We start from the raw sequence: 17,772 nt of genomic DNA on the forward strand, positions 1-17,772 counted from the left end.
GGCCGGGTCCGGTGGCGGCGGTCACCAGGGAGCCGGCGGGCAAGGCGGCGACGGCGGACAGGGCGGCACCGGCGGACAGGGCGGTACCGGAACCGACGGCTCGCAAGGGGTGGCCGGCGGGGCTGGCGCCCAAGGCGGCACCGGAGGCACCGGCGGAGCGGCCGGACACGGCGGCACCGGCTCGACCACCGGGGCCGCGGGCACCCCCGGGACCGGCGGGAGCGGTGGATCTGGTGGCACGGGTGGCCAAGGCGGCCAAGGGGCGGTCGGCGGCGACGGCGGCCAGGGCGGTGCCGGCGGCGACGGCGGTTCTAACACCGGCGTGTCCAGCATCACCACCAGCATCAATGGCGGTACCGGCGGCCAAGGCGGCGCGGGTGGTACCGGCGGCGACGGAGGGGGCGGCGGTAGCTCGGCCAACGGCGCCGCCGCCGGCAATGGCGGCAACGGCGGCAACGGCGGCAACGGCGGCGCGCCCGTGGGCAGCGGCAATGGCGGTAACGGCGGCGCCGGGGGCGATGCCGGCGCCGGCGGTACGGGTGGAAACCCTGGCACCGGCGCCACCGCCGGCGGCAGCGGCGGCAGCGGCGGCGTCGGCGGTGCCGGCGGCGAAGGCCGTACTGGGGGCGCGGGCATCACCAGCGGCGGCGGCAGCGGCGGCAGCGGCGGCAACGGCGGCAACGGCGGTGCCGGGGGAGAATCGGGCGAAAGTACCAGCGTGACAACCGCCGAAGACAACAATGTCTACTTCGGTAGCGGTGGCGCCGGTGGCGCCGGCGGTAGCGGCGGGGCCGGCGGCCGCGGAGACAACGGCGCGGCCGGTGACAACCCCGGTTTCGCCGGCGGTAGTGGTGGCACGGGCGGCCAAGGCGGCCAAGGTGGCGCGGCTGCGCAAAAACTGACGTCCTCCGAGCACGGCTATTTCGGGTCCAACGGCAACGGCGGTTCGGGCGGTAGTGGTGGCGCCGGCGGCAGCGGCGGCATCGGCGGCACCGGCACTACCGGAGGCGGGGGCACCGGCGGTAGCGGCGGTAATGGGGGCACGGCCGGCGACGGCGGCGCCCCCGGCAATGGCAACGAATCGGCGCCCGGTAGCGAAGGACTGCCCGTCGGCACCGGGGGGAGCGGCGGTACTGGCGGCGCGGCCGGGTCCGGTGGCAACGGCGGGCAGGGCAGCAGCGGTTTCAATGGCGGCACCGGAGGCGACGGCGGCCAGGGAGGGGGCGGCGGAAGCGGCGGCGACGGCACCGGCGACTACAACGCCCAGGGTGACAACGGAGGCAATGCAGGCGTCGGTGGCGACGGCGGAGCCGGCGGTTACGGCGGGACAGGTGGAGTGGGCGCTGACGGCGGCAGCGGGGGCAACGCCGGCAAAGGGGGCGACGGCGGAAATGGCGGCGACGGCGGCAACGCCCAATTGGCCGGCTCCGGCGTTAACGGCGGTTCCGGCGGCAACGGCGCAAGCGGCGGCAACGCCGGCGTGGCCGGTGCCGGTGGCGCGGCCGGCAGCGGCGGCAACGCCGGCAACGCCGGCCAGGGAAGCGACGGCGGCAACGGCGGCAACGGGGGCTCTGGCGGCAGCGGCGGCATGGTCGGCACGCCCGGTATCAACGGATCCGGCGGCACCGGCGGGGCCGGCAGCGGCCCCGACGGTGTGGCCGGCAGCGCCGGAACCCCAACTCCGGAAAACGCAGACCTCGCGCTGACGCTTTCCCCGAATGGCCCTTACCCGATCGTTTACGTCTCCATAAACGGGGGGACGCCGGTGCCCGTGCTGGTTGACACCGGATCCACCGGTCTTGTCATCGAAGGGCAGTACGTTCCAACGACAAACCTCGGCTCCTCGGTCTATTCGGGTTCGGTCGCTTACTCCGGGCCTGACGCGTCGACGACGGTCAGCTACACCACCTATGACACGACGGTGGGTTTCGAAACCACTGGAGGGGCTGAACTGACGACCGCGCCGACCGCCGTTGACGTTCTCACCGGCAGCAACCAAACGGCTTTCCAAAGCTATTGGAGTGGCGCCGGAGTAGTCGGCATCTTGGGCATTGGGCCCAATGACGGCTACCCGGGCACCAGCACGGTGATCCCGGCGTTGCCGGGCACCCTCGATCAGGGTGTGCTGTTCAACCAGCCCCAGGGCGAGCTGGTACTCGGCCCCAACCCTCTACCCAGCGGGGTCACCGTTACCGGAGTGCCGACCGCCTCCAACCTGGACGTGCAGGTCACACCCCCCGGGTACGGCACGACGTCGACGGTCACTCCTTCCCTGTACATCGATTCCGGTGATGCTTACGGATCCATCCCGGCATCCCTGCTCGGGACCGGTCAGACTTCCGGGACCGTGCCGGTGGGAACAGTCGTTTCCGTCCACACCAGCAGCGGTCAGCTGCTGTACTCCTACACGACGACCGCGACGAACGCCCTGACGGTCGGAGGTGCCGTGATGAACACGGGGAATACCCCATTCGAGCTGGGACCGGTGTACATCGCGGAAAGCCCCAGCGGTCTCGGGACGACGACCTTCGACACCTGACCAGCTACCTTCGCCCTAGCCCATGAGCGAGGGCACCACGGCGTCGATGAGGTGCGGACCCGCCTCGTCGAGTCCCCACCGCAGGGCGTCGGCGAACTCCTCGGCGGTGGTGGCGCGGCGCGCCGGCACTCCCATACCCTCGGCGATCTTCACGAAATCGATTGTGGGGCGGCTCAAGTCGAGTAGGTCGCGCGCCTTGGGGCCGGGCGCCGAACCGGCGCCGACGCGCTGCAACTCGACCCGCAGGATGTCGTAGGCGCTGTTGTCGTAGAGCACGGTGGTCACGTTGAGGTTCTCTCGCGCCTGGGTCCACAAGCCCGAGATCGTGTACATCGCCGAGCCGTCGGATTCCAGGCACAACACCCGGCGGTCCGGGGCGGCCACCGCGGCGCCCACCGCGGCCGGGATTCCGTAGCCGATCGCCCCGCCGGTCAGCGTCAGCCAGTCGTGGGCCGGAGACCCCGCGGTGGCCTGCGGCAGTAACAGGCCGGACGTGTTCGACTCGTCGACGACGATCGCGCCTTCCGGCATCAGTGCCCCGATCGCCTGGGCCACTGACGCTGACGTCAACGCACCCGTCGGCAACTGGGGGCGCACGGCGGCCGCTAGCAGTGCCTCCGTCCCGGGCGCCACTTCGTCGGCCAACGCTGAAAGCGCGTCGGCCGCGCCGCTATACCCGGCCAGCGTGTGCACCCGACAGCCGGCCGGCACCAGGTCACTCGGGGTGTCCGGGTAGGCGAAGAACGACACCGGTGACTTCGCGCCGGCCAGCACGAGGTGTTTCGCGCCGTCGAGCTGGGCCGTGGCGGCTTCGGCGAAGTAGGCCAGCCGCTCGACGGCCGGCACGCCCGCGCCGCGCTCCAGCCGCGTCGGGAACGTCTCGCACAGCAGCCGTGCCCCGGTCGCCTGGGCGATCCGCGCGGCCGCGGCCAAACCCCTGCTGCGGGTGGCATCCCCCCCGACCATCAGCACCACCGGCTCCCCGGAGCGCAGCACGTCGAGCACCTCGGACGGCAGCGCCGGGGCGGCCTGGGCGCGCGCGGACACCGGCGCGGCGGGTTGCGCACCGTCGGTCCAGGACACGTCGGCGGGCAGGATCAGCGTCGATATGAGCGAGCCGCCGCGGCTGGCGGCGATCGCTTCGGCGGCGTCGGCCCCGACGGCGGCGGCCTCGGCCGTCCTGCGCATCCATCCCGAGACGCTGCCCGCGACCGCGTCGATGTCTGATTCCAGTGGCGCGTCGTACTTCTTGTGATACGTGGCGTGGTCGCCGACGATCACCACCATCGGCGCCCGAGCGCGGCGCGCGTTGTGCAGGTTGGCCAGGCCGTTGCCCAGGCCAGGGCCCAGGTGCAGCAGCACGGCGGCCGGCCGATCGGCGATGCGGGCGTACCCGTCGGCCGCCCCGGTGGCCACGCCTTCGAAGAGCGTCAGCACGCCGCGCATCCGCGGAACGGTGTCCAGGGCGGCCACGAAATGCATCTCCGAGGTACCCGGGTTGGCGAAGCACACGTCGACACCCCCGTCGACCAGGGTGTTGATCAGGGCCTGGGCACCGTTCACGAGTTTGCCTCCAATCTGAAGACGCGTCCCGCATTGTCGTGCAGAAAGTCGCGGCGGGCGCCCTCGGCAAGACCGAGGTCGTCGAGCCCCGCCAGCGCGTGCGCGGGCGCGATCATCGGGTAGTTGGAGCCGAACAAGACTTTACGTTGTCCGGTACCGGTTTTCATGAATCTGATGAGCTCTTCGGGTAGCCGTCTGATCGTGTAAGCCGAGGTGTCGATGTAGACGTTCTCGTGCTTGCGCGCAACGGCGACCATCTCCTCGGTCCAGGGATAGCCGACGTGCCCGCAGACGATCACCAGCTCCGGAAAGTCGAGCGCCACCTGGTCGATGTAGGGAATCGGGCGTCCGGTCTCCGACGGCCGCAGCGGGCCGGTGTGCCCTACCTGGGTGCAGAACGGGACTCCGAGGTCCACGCAGGCGGCGAACAGAGGGTAGTAGCGGCGGTCGGTCGGCGGCGCGTCCCACAACCAGGGCACCACGCGCAGGCCGACGAAGCCTTCGCCGACGCGCCGGCGCAATTCCCGCACCGCGTCCATCGGACGGTCCAGGTCGACGGTGGCCACGCCGGCAAAACGCTTCGGGTGCAGGCCAACCCATTCGGCGACCTCGTCGTTGGAGACCAGGTCCTGGCTGCCCGGGCCGCGCCACGCGCTGAGCAGGCCCAGCTCGACTCCGGCGTCATCCAGCGACGCCACGGTCGCATCGATCGGAACTTCGGTGTCCGGCATCGACCCACCGGTCCAGCGCCGCAGCGAGGCCAACATGTCGCTGCGCAAGAACCGCACGGTCGGATGCTGCATCCACACGTCGATCGTCATCGCGATCGACTGTAACCCCGGGCAGTGAGCGCGGCGCGGGCGGCGGCGTCCGTCTGCCGGGCGTACCCGCTGCCGAACAGCACGACATGAGCCAGCAGCGGGTAGAGCTGGTGCAATCCGATCCGCTCACGCCAGCCGGGCCGCAGCGGCTGCACCCGCTGGTAGCCGGTGAGCACCGCGTCGTGATGCGGGCACCCGAACAGAGCGAGCATGGCCAGGTCGGTCTCGCGGTGACCGGCGTGCGCCGCCGGGTCGATCAGCACCACTCCGTCGGATGCCCACATCACGTTGCCGGTCCACAGATCACCGTGCAGGCGCGCCGGGGGGTCGTCGTCATCGAAATCGCCCGCACGGCAGCGGTCTGCCACGGAGTCGATCGCAGCCCGCGTCGACGCGTCGAGCCGGGCCGCCGCATACTCGGCCATCGGGGCCAACCGCTCGTCGGCGTAGAACTGTCCCCAACGGCGATGCCGCCGCAGCGACATCGGCAACGGCTGCGAAAACGGACCGAAGAATCCGGGCCCGTCCCATCCGTCGGGTCCCGCGCCGAACGCGGCGCCCCCCGCGTCATGCGTGACGGCAAGCCGGCCGCCGAAAGCGCGCGCAGCCTCGGCGGTCGGTGCCACCGACTCCAGCCGCCGCAGTGTCAGACTCGACTCGTCGACGGCGACCACCCGCGCGCACGGCACGCCGCCGTCGACATCGGAAAGCCATTGCAGCCCAGCGGCTTCCCACGCGAAGAAGCCTGCGGGGGCATCCGGGTTGCGTTTGACGAAGTCGCTCAAGCGCTCGCGTGAGCGGTGTGCACGTCGTCGGCCGGCCGCGTCTCGGTCTGCTCCTTGGCCCAGCGGTAGTCGGGCTTGCCGGCCGGCGACCGCTTCACTTCGTCGACGAGCCACAGGCTGCGCGGCACCTTGTACCCGGCGATCTCGGAGCGCACGAAGCGGTCAAGTTCGGCCAGCGTGGGCCGGATCCCCGGCCGCGGCGCCACGACGGCGGCCACGTGCTGGCCGAAGCGGGCGTCGGGGACACCCACGACCAGGGCGTCGAAGACGTCGGGATGGCCTTTGAGGGCCGCCTCCACCTCTTCGGGGTAGATCTTCTCGCCGCCGCTGTTGATCGACACCGAACCGCGGCCCAGCATCGTGACGGTGCCGTCCTCCTCGACCAGTGCGTAGTCGCCGGGGATCGCGTAGCGCACCCCGTTGAAGATCTTGAACGTCTCGGCGGTCTTCTTCTCGTCCTTGTAGTAGCCGACCGGGATGTTGCCCTTCTTGGCGATCAGCCCGCGCACCCCCGAGCCGGGCTTGACCTCGTTGCCTTCCTCGTCGAGAACGACGGTGCGGTGGTCGATCGTCACGCGCGGCCCGCCGGCGTGCGGCGCGTCCTTGGCGACGATGCTGGTGCCGCCGAACCCGGTCTCCGAAGAACCGATCGAGTCGGTGATGACCCGGTTGGGCAGCAACTCCAGCAGGCGCTCCTTGATGCTCGGCGAGAACAGCGCCGCGGTGCTGGCCAGCAGGAACAGCGAGGACAGGTCGTAGTCGTGGTCGGTGTCCAGCGCGTCGAGCAGCGGCCGGGCCATCGCGTCCCCGGTGAAGAACAGCAGGTTCACCTTGTGTTCGTGGATGGTGCGCCACACCGCTTCTGCGTTGAATTCCGGTGCGAGCACGATGGTTTGGCCCGAGAAGATCGACATCCAGGTGGCCGACTGCGTGGCGCCGTGGATCATCGGCGGAATCGGGTAGCGGATCATGGGGGGGCTTTCGACGGCGCCCTTGGCCAGGTCGTACTCGTCCTTCACGAATTCGCCTGTCGCGAAGTCCGTTCCACCCAACAACACCCGGTAGATGTCCTCGTGACGCCACATCACGCCCTTCGGGAATCCCGTCGTGCCACCGGTATAGAGCAGATAGATGTCGTCGGCGCTTCGCTGACGCGAACCGAAGTCGCGCTCCGGTGAACCCTGCGCGATCGCGGAGTAGAACTCGACGCCGCCGTAGCGCTGGTAATCCTTCTCGCTCCCGTCCTCGATCACCAGGACCGTCGTGACGCCTGGCGTATCGGGCAGCACGTTGGCCACGCGGTCGGAGTACTGACGCTCGTGGATCACCGCGACCATGTCGGAGTTGTCGAACAGATAGCGCAGTTCGCCCTCGACGTAGCGATAGTTGACGTTGACCAGGATTGCGCCGGCCTTGACGATGCCGAGCATCGCGATGACGATCTCGATGCGGTTGCGGCAGTAGAGCCCAACCTTGTCGTCCTTCTTGACGCCATGATCGATCAGGAAGTGCGCCAGGCGGTTGGCCTTCTCCTCCAGTTCGGCGTAGGTCAGCTTCTGGTCGCCGCAGATGAGGGCGACACGGTCGGGCACAGCGTCAATGGCGTGCTCGGCAAGATCGGCAATGTTCAGGGCCACGGCCACCAAATTAGAACGTGTTACATTTCTTGACAAGCTCACGCTGATTGAGACCCGGAAGGCGGCAGCGGTGACGGAAGGTCCAGCAAACGAACAGACCGGCCCGGACGCGCTGGTCGAACAGCGTGGTCACACCCTGATCGTCACACTGAACCGGCCCCATGCGCGCAACGCGCTGAGCGCCGAGATGATGCAGATCATGGTGCAGGCCTGGGACCGCGTCGACAATGATCCCGACATCCGGTGCGCCGTCCTGACCGGTGCCGGCGGCTACTTCTGCGCCGGCATGGACCTCAAGGCAGCAACCAAGAGGCCGCCGGGCGAATCGTTCAAGGACGGCAGCTACGACCCGTCGCGCATCGACGCGCTGCTGAAGGGGCGCCGGTTGACCAAGCCGCTGATCGCGGCCGTCGAGGGGCCCGCGATCGCCGGCGGGACCGAGATCCTGCAGGGCACCGATATCCGGGTCGCCGGCCGCAGCGCCAAGTTCGGCATTTCCGAAGCCAAGTGGAGCCTGTATCCGATGGGCGGCTCGGCGGTGCGGTTGGTGCGACAGATCCCCTACACCGTCGCGTGCGACCTGCTGCTGACCGGACGCCACATCACCGCCGACGAGGCCAAGGAGATGGGATTGGTCGGACACGTCGTCGAAGACGGCCAGGCGCTGACCAAGGCGCTCGAGATCGCGGAGATGATCGAGAACAACGGCCCGTTGGCTGTGCAGGCGATACTGCGCGCGATCCGCGAGACCGAGGGCCTGCACGAGAACGAGGCGTTCGCGATCGACACCCAGATCGGGATCAAGGTGTTCCTGTCCGACGACGCCAAGGAAGGTCCGCGGGCGTTCGCCGAGAAGCGCAAGCCCCACTTCCAGAACCGCTGACTCCCTTCTCGCCGAGCGTGAAGCTGTTGCGAGTTCCGCGCAGTTTTTTGGCCGCAGTTTCACGCTCGACGAGGTGTCGGCCTCAAGCGGCACACTGCCGCGCATGGGGAAGGCGTTCATCGGCAGCGAGGCCGTCGTGGCCGGTCGTGTCACGCCGTACGCGCTGCGGAGCAGGTTCACAGCTATCCACCGCGGCATCTACGTGCCGCGGGATACGCAGGTCACCGCCGCGCTGCGTGCGGAGGCCGCGTGGTTGTGGTCGCGGCGGCGCGGCGTCGTCGCAGGCTGCTCGGCCTCGGCGCTGCACGGCGCCAAATGGGTCGACGGGAACGCGCCCGCCGAACTCATCTACGAGAATCGGCACGCGCCGCCGCAAATCCGCACCTGGTCTGATCGCATCGAGGACGACGAGGTCGCGGTATTGCGGGAGATGCCAGTGACGGCACCGGCGCGCACCGCCCTTGACCTGGCGTCGCGCTATCCCCTGAACCGTGCGATCGCGTTGATCGATGCCCTCGCCCGAGCGACCCGTCTCAAGACGGCAGACGTCGAGCTGCTTGCGGATCGCTACAAGGGACGCCGAGGCATCCGGCGGGCACTCCGTGCACTGGATCTCGTCGACGCCGGTGCTGAGTCACCCCGCGAAACCTGGCTGCGCCTCGTGCTCATCCGGGCCGGCTTTCCGCGTCCCCGCACTCAAATTCCCGTGCACGACCAGTACGGCCAGCTGATCGCGGTGCTCGACATGGGCTGGGAAGACATGAAGATCGCCGCGGACTACGAGGGCGACCACCACCGCCTCGACCGGCGACAATTCAACCATGACATCCGGCGCGCCGAAGCCCTCGCGGAATTGGGCTGGATCGACGTCCGGGTTACGGTCGAAGACACTGCAGGCGGGGTCGTCAGACGGGTATCGGCCGCATGGGATCGCCGAGCGTGAAACTGTGGCGAGTTTTCAGCCGTTTCTTCGCAACAGTTTCACTCTCGGCGTGAAAAACGCTCAGCCCAAAGGCGCGGCGGGGCTGAAGACGACCGGCATCTTCTCCAGGCCGGACACGAAGTTCGCCGGGCGCAGCGGCAGCGCCGCATCCGATGCCAGCCGCATGTCGGGAAGCCGCTGCAGCAGGCGGCTCTGCATGATCGACAGCTCGAGCCGGGCGAGTTGGTTGCCCAGGCAGAAGTGCGTCCCGAAGCCGAACGCCAGGTGGTTGTTCGGGTAGCGCTCGATGTCGAAGCTCTCCGGGTTCTCGAAGACCTTCTCGTCGAAGTTCGCCGACTCGAACAGCAGGATCATCTTCTCGCCCTGGCACAGCGCGGTACCGTGGAACTCGGTGTCGGCGGTGATGGTGCGGGCCATGTTCTTCACCGGCGCGGTCCAGCGCAGCATCTCCTCGATCGCGTTGGGCAGCATGCTCAGGTCGGCCGCCAGACGCCGGTGCTGGTCGGGGTGCAGCAGCAGCTGGCGTGTGCCACCGGAGAGCGTGTGCCGTGTCGTCTCGTCGCCGCCGATCAGCAGCAGCAGCACCTCGGTGACGATCTGGTGGTCCTCCAGGTGCGCGCCTTCGACCTCCGCGTGCACCAGGACGCTGACCAGGTCGTCGGTCGGTTCGGACTTGCGGGCCCCGATCATGCCCATCATGTATTCGCTGTAGGCGGCGAAGGCGTCCATGGTGACCTGAATATCGGCTTCGGCCGCGGTGCTGCTCAACGCCCCGACCAGGTCGTCGGACCACTTGAGGAACATCTCGCGTTCCTCCGGGCGCACACCGAGCATGTCGCCGATGACTGCCATCGGCAGGGGTGCGGCGAGGTCCCAGACGAAGTCGCACTCGCCGCGTTCGCACACCGCGTCGATCAGGGCGTCGCACAGTTCGACGATCTTGGACTCCTGGTCCTTCACGCGCTTGCGGGTGAAGCCGGAGTTGACGAGTTTGCGGCGCAACAGGTGCTGCGGGTCGTCCATCTCGATCATCATCTCGACGCCGTCTTGATCGGGCCGAATGCCGCCGGCGTTCGAGAACAGCTCAGGGTTGCGCTCGGCGTCGATGACGGCCTGGTACGTCGACGCGGCGGCCAGCCCGTTGCGATCGCGGAACACCGGCTCGTTCTCCCGCATCCAGCGGTAGACGGCCCGGGAGTCGCCCACGTAGAACGCGCCGTCGGTCAGATCGACATCCGGTCTGGTCCCCAGATCGGTCCCCGATTCTGGGATGGTCATGAGATCTCCTGTGCATCGCCGAAGGTCATGCGTACGTTCTCAGCCGAGCTGGACAGCATCGCGCGTTTCGGAAGGCCCATCGATGCCAGTTCTTTCGCGTAGGGATGATCGCCCAGCCGGACACGCACTCCCCCGAACCGGGTGCGCACCCCGTCCAGCGTGTGTTCGAAGGCGGTCTCGCGAGTGATCCCGTCGCGATGCGAGTAGCTGCGCTGCGCCGCCTGGCGCGGGGTCAGCCGAATCGGCAGTCCGCGGGCGAAGTCCATGCCGATCACCAGTTGCCCGTCCACGCTGCAGTCGAATCCGAACTGACGGCTCTCGCGAATCGTGAAGTCCGCCATGACTTTCGGATAGCCCCAGATCGTGGTGCCCGCCTCCAGCGTGAAAGCCTGGTCGACGGGCAGGTGGTGGATGAAGGCGCCCGCCTCCCCCAGTGCGCGGGGCCCGCTCGCGCTCGACCCCGGCGGGTTCACCATCACACTGGTGCCGAATTCGTGGTACCGGCCCAGGTCGCCGTCGAGGTAGTGCATCAGCATCAGCACCACGATCGCGCGCCCGGGCAGGTAGCGGCAGACCCGCAGGCCGCTGTAGTCGATCAGGCGCTGGGCGGCGTCGGCGTCGACGGAGAACATCGCCATGTGCTGGTTTGCCTTGCGGATCCGCACCGGCATCGTCAGTACCGTGCCCGCGATCGTGTGCTGCGAGGCTGTCATCCGGTAAATCTAGAACGTGTTCTAAGCCCCTGGCAAGGCGGGCACGCAGGCGTCAGATGAGCGTGCCCAGCTCGCGGACCTGCTCGGTGTCGCGTCCGGACACCACCATCATGGTGACGCCCGCGGCCTCCCAGACCTTGATCTGCTTACGCACGTAGTCCAGGTCGCCGATGATCGCGGCGTCGTCGACGACCTCGTCGGGAATGATCTCGGCGGCCTTGTCCTTCTGGTCGGATCGGAACAGCTTCGTCACGTCGTCCACCACCTCGGCGTACCCCATCCGGCGGTAGACATCGGCGTGGAAGTTGGTGTCCTCGGCGCCCATGCCGCCCATGTAGAGGGCGAGAAACGGCTTCATCGCCGCGAAGGCGGCGCTGCGGTCGTCGGTGACGACGATGGTCGCGGTCGCGCAGATCTCGAAGTCCTCGCGGCTGCGGCGGGCGCCGGGCCGGGCGAACCCCTCGTCGAGCCATTCGTTGTAGGTGTCGGCCATCCGCGGGGTGTAGAAGATCGGCAACCAGCCGTCGCAGATCTCGGCGGCCAGCGCGACGTTCTTCGGGCCCTCGGCGCCCAGCATGACCGGGATGTCGGCGCGGCGCGGATGGGTGATGGGTTTGAGGGCTTTGCCCAGCCCGGTGGCGCCCTCCGACGTCAACGGCAACGGGTAGTGGGGCCCGGCACTGGTCACCGGCTTCTCACGAGCCCACACCTGCCGCAGGATGTCGATGTACTCCCGGGTCCGGGCCAGCGGCTTGGGAAACTTCTGGCCGTACCAGCCCTCGACGACCTGCGGGCCGGAGACGCCGAGCCCCAGGATGTGCCGGCCACCGGACAGGTGGTCGAGTGTCAGTGCGGCCATCGCGCACGCGGTGGGAGTGCGCGCGGACAGCTGCACCACCGAGGTACCCAGCCGCACCCGCCGGGTCGACGAACCCCACCAGGCCAGGGGGGTGTAGGCATCGGAGCCCCATGCCTCGGCGGTGAACACCGCGTCGAACCCGGCTCCCTCTGCCGCGGCCACGAGCTCGGCGTGGTTTTCCGGCGGCTGAGCGCCCCAATACCCAAGCTGCAACCCGAGCTTCATCGATGCCTCCTTGAAACGATTCTTAGAACCTGTTCTACTCGATGGCGTGACAGCCAGTTCGAGCAGCCCGACCTTGACAGATCACCGTGAACCACCGCTCTCCGCGCCGCTGACGTTGTCGTTCGACTACACCCGTTCGGTGGGTGCCACGCTGAGCAAGTTCTTCACCGCTCTGCGTCAGCGCCACATCCTCGGGGTGCGCGGATCCGATGGTCGGGTGCACGTACCGCCGGCGGAATATGACCCGGTCACCTATGAGCCGCTGGCCGAGATGGTACCGGTGTCGGCCGTGGGCACCGTCGTGTCGTGGACCTGGCAGCCCGAACCGTTGGAGGGCCAGCCGCTGGATCGGCCGTTCGCCTGGGCGCTGATCAAGCTCGACGGTGCCGACACGTCCCTGATGCACGCGGTCGATGCGGGCAATCCCGAGGCGATCCGCACCGGCACGCGCGTCCACGTGCACTGGGCCGACGAGACGGTGGGCGCCATCACCGACATCGCGTACTTCGCGCTCGGCGGTGAAGCCGAACCCGTGACGGAACAGCCGCCCGGCGAACAGGATCCGGTCACCATGATCGTCACGCCGATCTCGCTGACGATCCAGCACACCGCTTCCCACGAGGAGAGCGCCTACCTACGGGCCATCGCCCAGGGCACACTGCTCGGGGCCAGGACCAGGAGCGCCGACGGCGCGGCAGGCAAGGTCTACTTCCCGCCGCACGGCGCCGACCCGGCGACCGGCCTGCCGACCACCGAGTTCGTCGAACTGCCCGACAAGGGCACGGTGACGACGTTCGCGATCATCAACATCCCCTTCCAGGGCCAGCGGATCAAGCCGCCCTACGTGGCGGCCTACGTACTGGTCGACGGGGCCGACATCCCGTTCCTGCACCTGGTCGCCGATGTCGACGCGCACGAGGTGCGCATGGGCATGCGCGTCGAAGCGGTGTGGAGGCCCCGCGAGGAGTGGGGCTTCGGGATCGACAACATCGAGTACTTCCGGCCGACCGGTGAACCCGACGCCGAGTACGACACCTACAAGCACCACCTGTAAAGGGCTTACTTTTCATGAGCGAACGCAACGTTGCGGTGGTCGGCTTTGCCCACGCCCCGCATGTCCGTCGCACCGACGGCACCACCAACGGCGTCGAGATGCTGATGCCGTGTTTCGCCCAGCTCTACGAGGAGCTCGACATCACCCAGGCCGACATCGGCTTCTGGTGTTCGGGCTCGTCGGATTACCTTGCCGGGCGGGCATTCTCGTTCATCTCCGCGATCGACTCGATCGGTGCCGTGCCGCCGATCAACGAGTCGCACGTGGAGATGGACGCGGCGTGGGCCCTCTACGAGGCCTACATCAAGATCCTGACCGGCGAGGTCGACACCGCGCTGGTGTACGGCTTCGGGAAGTCCTCGGCCGGGGTGCTGCGCCGCATCCTGTCACGGCAGACCGACCCCTACACCGTCGCTCCGCTGTGGCCCGATTCGGTGTCGATGGCCGGCTTGCAGGCCCGCATGGGACTCGACTCCGGCAAGTGGGACGAACTGCAGATGGCGCGCGTGGCCTTGGATTCCTTCGCGAACGCCCGCCGGGTGGATTCGGTCGAGCCGTCGGTGAGCCTGGACGAACTGCTCGAGCGGCCGTTCTTCGCCGACCCGCTGCGGCGCCACGACATCGCACCCATCACCGACGGGGCCGCGGCCATCATCCTGGCGGCTGACGACCGGGCGCGCGAGTTGCGCGAAAACCCGGCCTGGATCACCGGGATCGAGCACCGCATCGAATCCCCGATCCTGGGCGCGCGCGACCTCACAGAATCACAGTCGACCAGGGCGGCGGCCAGGGTGGCCAGCGGCGGCCACGTCCGCAATATCGAGGTGGCAGAGATCTGTGCGCCGTTCACCCACCAGCACCTGATCCTGGCAGAAGCGATCCGACTGCCGGGGCAGACGAAAATCAATCCGTCCGGTGGCGCGCTGGCCGCCAACCCGATGTTCGTCGCCGGCCTGGAGCGCATCGGATTTGCGGCACAACACATCTGGAACCGCTCGGCCGGGCGGGTGCTGGCGCATGCCACCAGCGGGCCCGTACTGCAACAGAACCTGGTCGCGGTCATGGAAGGGAAGAACTGATGGCCGGAAAGCTCGCGGCGGTCCTGGGCACCGGGCAGACCAAATACGTTGCCAAGCGCCACGACGTTTCGATGAACGGCCTGGTGCGCGAGGCGATCGACCGGGCCCTGGCAGATGCCGGCGCCACATTCGACGACATCGACGCCGTCGTGGTCGGCAAAGCCCCCGACTTCTTCGAGGGCGTCATGATGCCGGAGCTGTTCATGGCCGACGCCATGGGTGCCACCGGCAAGCCGATGATCCGCGTACACACGGCGGGCTCGGTCGGCGGATCCACCGGGGTGGTCGCTGCCGGCCTGGTCCAGTCCGGCAAGTACAAGCGCGTGCTGGCGATGGCCTGGGAGAAGCAGTCGGAATCGAATGCGATGTGGGCATTGTCGATTCCGATTCCGTTCATCAAGCCGGTGGGGGCCGGGGCCGGCGGCTACTTCGCCCCGCACGTACGTTCGTACATCCGCCGTTCCGGCGCACCGTTGAACATCGGCGCCATGGTTGCGGTCAAGGATCGCCTCAACGGGGCGCGCAACCCGCTGGCCCATCTGCACCAGCCCGACATCACGCTGGAGAAGGTGATGGAATCCCCCATGCTGTGGGACCCGATCCGCTACGACGAGACCTGCCCGTCCTCGGACGGCGCCGCCGCAGTGGTCATTGGCGACGAAGAGGTCGCCGATGCTCGCGTGGCGCAGGGACATCCGGTGGCATGGATCCACGCGACCGCGCTGCGCACCGAGCCGTTGCAGTTCTCCGGCCGCGACCAGGTGAGCCCGCAGGCCGGCCGCGACGCGGCGGCCGCGTTGTGGAAGGCGGCGGGCATCAGTAGTCCCATCGACGAAATCGACGCCGCCGAGATCTACGTGCCGTTCTCGTGGTTCGAGCCGATGTGGCTGGAGAACCTCGGTTTTGCCGCCGAGGGCGAGGGCTGGAAGCTCACCGAGGCGGGCGAGACCGCGATCGGCGGCCGGCTGCCGGTGAACCCCTCAGGCGGTGTGCTGTCGTCGAACCCGATCGGCGCCTCGGGGCTGATCCGCTTCGCCGAGGCGGCGATCCAGGTGATGGGCAAGGGCGGCGACCACCAGGTGCCCGGCGCCCGAAAGGCGTTGGGGCACGCCTATGGTGGCGGCTCGCAGTACTACTCCATGTGGGTGGTCGGGGCGGACAAGCCGGAGCGGGTGAACGCATGACCGCAACCCCGGCGACGGTGGCGCACCCCGCGCACGAGGCCGGTCGCCGGTCCCGGGAAGCGGTCATTGCCCGCGACAAGGAGGCGTGGCTGGCGGTGTTCGCCGAGGACGCCGTCGTCGAGGACCCCGTCGGCCCCTCGGCTCTCGATCCGCAGGGCAACGGGCATCGGGGGCGCGACGCGATCTCGGCGTTCTGGGACCAGGCCATCGCACCGACCACCCGGATCGAGTTCGTCTTCCGCGACACCTACCAGTGCGGCAACGAGGAGGCCAACGTCGGGCACATCCTGATCACCATGGGCGAGTACCAGGTGACCGCGGAAGGCGTCTTCACCTACAAGGCGAACGACGAGGGCGAGATGGTGGCCTTGCGGGCCTACTGGGAAGTGGACCGCGCGGCCGCGAGCACCCGCAGGGTTTAGATCGGCGTGAGCCTGGCCGGGTGCGGCTGAGCCCCGATGAACGTTCGGTGGTCAGAAACGCCGTCGTTGCGCACGCCCGGAGTAAAACTGTAACGTGTTCTAGTTAGAGGCCGGTGAGTTGGAGGTGACAGGTGACTACCGACACCAATGCGGTCGGCATCCGGGAGATCGACGCCGGCGTCCTGCCGACCAGGTACGCCCGCGGTTGGCACTGCCTGGGCGTCGCCGAGGACTACCTGGACGGGACACCGCACGCCGTGCAGGCGTTCGGCACCAAGCTGGTGGTGTTCGCCGACTCGCAGGGTGATATCAAGGTCCTCGACGCCTACTGCCGGCACATGGGCGGCGACCTGAGCCAGGGCACCGTCAAGGGCGACGAGGTCGCCTGCCCCTTCCACGACTGGCGCTGGCGCGGCGACGGGCGCTGCGCGCTGGTGCCCTATGCCAAGCGCACACCCAAGACGGCGCGCACCCGGGCCTGGACCACCGACGCGCGCGGTGGCCTGCTGTTCGTCTGGCACGACCACGAGGGCAATCCTCCGGACCCCGCGGTCCGCATCCCCGACATCCCCGAAGCCTCCAGCGACGAGTGGACGGACTGGCGGTGGAACAGCATCCTCATCGAGGGGTCGAACTGCCGCGACATCATCGACAACGTCACCGACATGGCCCACTTCTTCTACATCCATTTCGGGTTGCCGACGTACTTCAAGAACGTGTTCGAGGGCCACATCGCCACGCAGTACCTGCACAACGTCGGCCGTCCGGACGTCAACGACCTGGGAACCTCCTACGGCGAGGCGCACCTGGATTCGGAGGCGTCCTACTTCGGGCCGTCGTTCATGATCAACTGGCTGCACAACAGCTACGGCGGGTACAAAGCCGAGTCGATCCTGATCAACTGCCACTACCCGGTGACCCAGAACTCCTTCGTACTGCAGTGGGGAGTCATCGTCGAAAAACCCAAGGGCATGGACGCGGCCATGACCGACAAGCTGTCCAAGACCTTCACCGAGGGTGTCAGCAAGGGCTTCCTGCAGGATGTCGAGATCTGGAAGCACAAGACCAGGATCGACAACCCGCTGCTGGTCGAGGAGGACGGCGCCGTCTATCAGCTGCGCCGCTGGTATCAGCAGTTCTACGTCGACGTCGCCGACATCAAACCGGAGATGGTCGAACGCTTCGAGATCGAGGTGGACACCACCCGCGCCAACGAGTATTGGAACGCCGAGGTGCAAGAGAACCTCAAGGCCAAAGAGTTTGGCGCCGAACCCGTTTCGGTCGACGTGCCCGCCCAGCAACACTGATCCGCACGTGCCGGACGACCACCCCGCGGTGCCCGATGTCGATCGGCTCGCCCGGTCCATGCTGTGGCTGCGCGGTGACGGCCACGACCATGAGCCCACCCGCCCGGGTAGGGAAGTCGACTCGTGGTCGAAGTCACGGGATTTCCGTGACGATCCGCAGCGCGCGGCGGCGGTTGCCGAGGCCAGCCGCGCCGACCGGGAGCGCTACCTGCGCTCGGGGTTGCGCCCGGTGGACTGCCGCTTCTGCCATGCGACGGTGACCGTCAAACGGCCGGGGCCTGGCCACACCGCGGTCCAGTGGAACACCGAGGCGTCGCAGCGCTGCGCGTATTTCTCCGAAATCCGCAGCACCGGAGGGGATTCCGCACGCACACCATCGTGCCCCAAACTCGCCGACAGCATCGAGCATGCCGTCGCCGAAGGGTATCTTGACGCCACACCCGACGAGGACTGAGCCGGCCGGCGGCGCCGCCGCGCGCG

Annotated in this window: 16 protein-coding genes; 9 read left to right on the plus strand and 7 right to left on the minus strand. The window is 68.4% G+C overall.

What is annotated here, in order from left to right:
* On the plus strand, nt 1-2,539 hold a 2,539-nt coding region (locus AC2VOK_RS13275; protein WP_428900887.1), incomplete at its 5' end, for a PecA family PE domain-processing aspartic protease.
* Nucleotides 2,540-2,554: 15 nt separating this feature from the next.
* Here the strand turns inward: AC2VOK_RS13275 and AC2VOK_RS13280 are convergent.
* The 4 genes from AC2VOK_RS13280 to AC2VOK_RS13295 are packed head-to-tail and all read right to left on the minus strand — an operon-like array spanning nt 2,555 to nt 7,351.
* Nucleotides 2,555-4,102 carry an acetolactate synthase large subunit gene (locus tag AC2VOK_RS13280; protein WP_428900888.1) on the minus strand — a complete coding sequence of 516 codons (1,548 nt, stop codon included), beginning with the start codon at nt 4,100-4,102 and terminating at the stop codon, nt 2,555-2,557.
* On the minus strand, nt 4,099-4,923 hold the full coding sequence (locus AC2VOK_RS13285; protein WP_428900889.1) for an amidohydrolase family protein: 825 nt from the start codon (nt 4,921-4,923) through the stop codon (nt 4,099-4,101). The genes AC2VOK_RS13280 and AC2VOK_RS13285 overlap by 4 nt, the downstream gene beginning before the upstream one ends.
* Nucleotides 4,920-5,708 carry a fructosamine kinase family protein gene (locus AC2VOK_RS13290; protein ID WP_428900890.1) on the minus strand — a complete coding sequence of 263 codons (789 nt, stop codon included), beginning with the start codon at nt 5,706-5,708 and terminating at the stop codon, nt 4,920-4,922. Before AC2VOK_RS13290 ends, AC2VOK_RS13285 begins: the two co-directional genes overlap by 4 nt.
* Nucleotides 5,705-7,351, minus strand: coding sequence for an acyl-CoA synthetase (locus AC2VOK_RS13295; RefSeq protein ID WP_428900891.1), 1,647 nt, complete (start codon nt 7,349-7,351; stop codon nt 5,705-5,707). The genes AC2VOK_RS13290 and AC2VOK_RS13295 overlap by 4 nt, the downstream gene beginning before the upstream one ends.
* A 64-nt stretch (nt 7,352-7,415) precedes the next feature.
* On the opposite strand from AC2VOK_RS13295, the gene AC2VOK_RS13300 reads away from it, so the two are divergent.
* Nucleotides 7,416-8,228 carry a crotonase/enoyl-CoA hydratase family protein gene (locus AC2VOK_RS13300; protein ID WP_428900892.1) on the plus strand — a complete coding sequence of 271 codons (813 nt, stop codon included), beginning with the start codon at nt 7,416-7,418 and terminating at the stop codon, nt 8,226-8,228.
* A gap of 103 nt (nt 8,229-8,331) precedes the next feature.
* Nucleotides 8,332-9,171 (plus strand): hypothetical protein, encoded by an 840-nt coding sequence (locus tag AC2VOK_RS13305; RefSeq protein WP_428900893.1) that lies wholly within the window; start codon nt 8,332-8,334, stop codon nt 9,169-9,171.
* 60 nt (nt 9,172-9,231) lie between these two features.
* Here the strand turns inward: AC2VOK_RS13305 and AC2VOK_RS13310 are convergent, their stop codons facing one another.
* From AC2VOK_RS13310 to AC2VOK_RS13320, 3 genes are read right to left on the minus strand one after another with little or no spacing between them, the layout of a single operon-like run.
* On the minus strand, nt 9,232-10,422 hold the full coding sequence (locus tag AC2VOK_RS13310; protein ID WP_428900902.1) for a cytochrome P450: 1,191 nt from the start codon (nt 10,420-10,422) through the stop codon (nt 9,232-9,234).
* A gap of 23 nt (nt 10,423-10,445) precedes the next feature.
* A complete protein-coding gene (locus AC2VOK_RS13315; RefSeq protein ID WP_428900894.1) occupies nt 10,446-11,162 on the minus strand; it encodes an acetoacetate decarboxylase family protein in 717 nt (238 codons plus the stop codon).
* Between the two features lie 52 nt (nt 11,163-11,214).
* A complete protein-coding gene (locus AC2VOK_RS13320) occupies nt 11,215-12,246 on the minus strand; it encodes an LLM class F420-dependent oxidoreductase (protein ID WP_428900895.1) in 1,032 nt (343 codons plus the stop codon).
* A gap of 46 nt (nt 12,247-12,292) precedes the next feature.
* Between AC2VOK_RS13320 and AC2VOK_RS13325 the strand changes: the two genes are divergently transcribed.
* From AC2VOK_RS13325 to AC2VOK_RS13350, 6 genes are all read left to right on the plus strand, one after another.
* Nucleotides 12,293-13,300: a Zn-ribbon domain-containing OB-fold protein gene (locus tag AC2VOK_RS13325; protein ID WP_428900896.1), complete on the plus strand. Its 1,008-nt coding sequence runs from the start codon at nt 12,293-12,295 to the stop codon at nt 13,298-13,300.
* Nucleotides 13,301-13,314: 14 nt separating this feature from the next.
* The gene (locus AC2VOK_RS13330; RefSeq protein WP_428900897.1) at nt 13,315-14,379 is read left to right on the plus strand and encodes a thiolase domain-containing protein; all 1,065 of its coding nucleotides are present in this window, start codon (nt 13,315-13,317) and stop codon (nt 14,377-14,379) included.
* Entirely contained in the window at nt 14,379-15,563 is a 1,185-nt protein-coding gene (locus tag AC2VOK_RS13335) for a thiolase domain-containing protein (RefSeq protein ID WP_428900898.1), read from the plus strand. Before AC2VOK_RS13330 ends, AC2VOK_RS13335 begins: the two co-directional genes overlap by 1 nt.
* Nucleotides 15,560-15,985, plus strand: a complete 426-nt coding sequence (locus AC2VOK_RS13340; RefSeq protein ID WP_428900899.1) for a nuclear transport factor 2 family protein — start codon at nt 15,560-15,562, stop codon at nt 15,983-15,985. The genes AC2VOK_RS13335 and AC2VOK_RS13340 overlap by 4 nt, the downstream gene beginning before the upstream one ends.
* A 131-nt stretch (nt 15,986-16,116) precedes the next feature.
* Nucleotides 16,117-17,292, plus strand: coding sequence for a 3-ketosteroid-9-alpha-monooxygenase, oxygenase component (locus AC2VOK_RS13345; RefSeq protein ID WP_428900900.1), 1,176 nt, complete (start codon nt 16,117-16,119; stop codon nt 17,290-17,292).
* Nucleotides 17,293-17,299: 7 nt separating this feature from the next.
* Nucleotides 17,300-17,746 carry a hypothetical protein gene (locus AC2VOK_RS13350; protein WP_428900901.1) on the plus strand — a complete coding sequence of 149 codons (447 nt, stop codon included), beginning with the start codon at nt 17,300-17,302 and terminating at the stop codon, nt 17,744-17,746.
* Nucleotides 17,747-17,772: the final 26 nt, after the last annotated feature.

It is taken from the genome of Mycobacterium sp. TH-M116, from assembly GCF_057473685.1.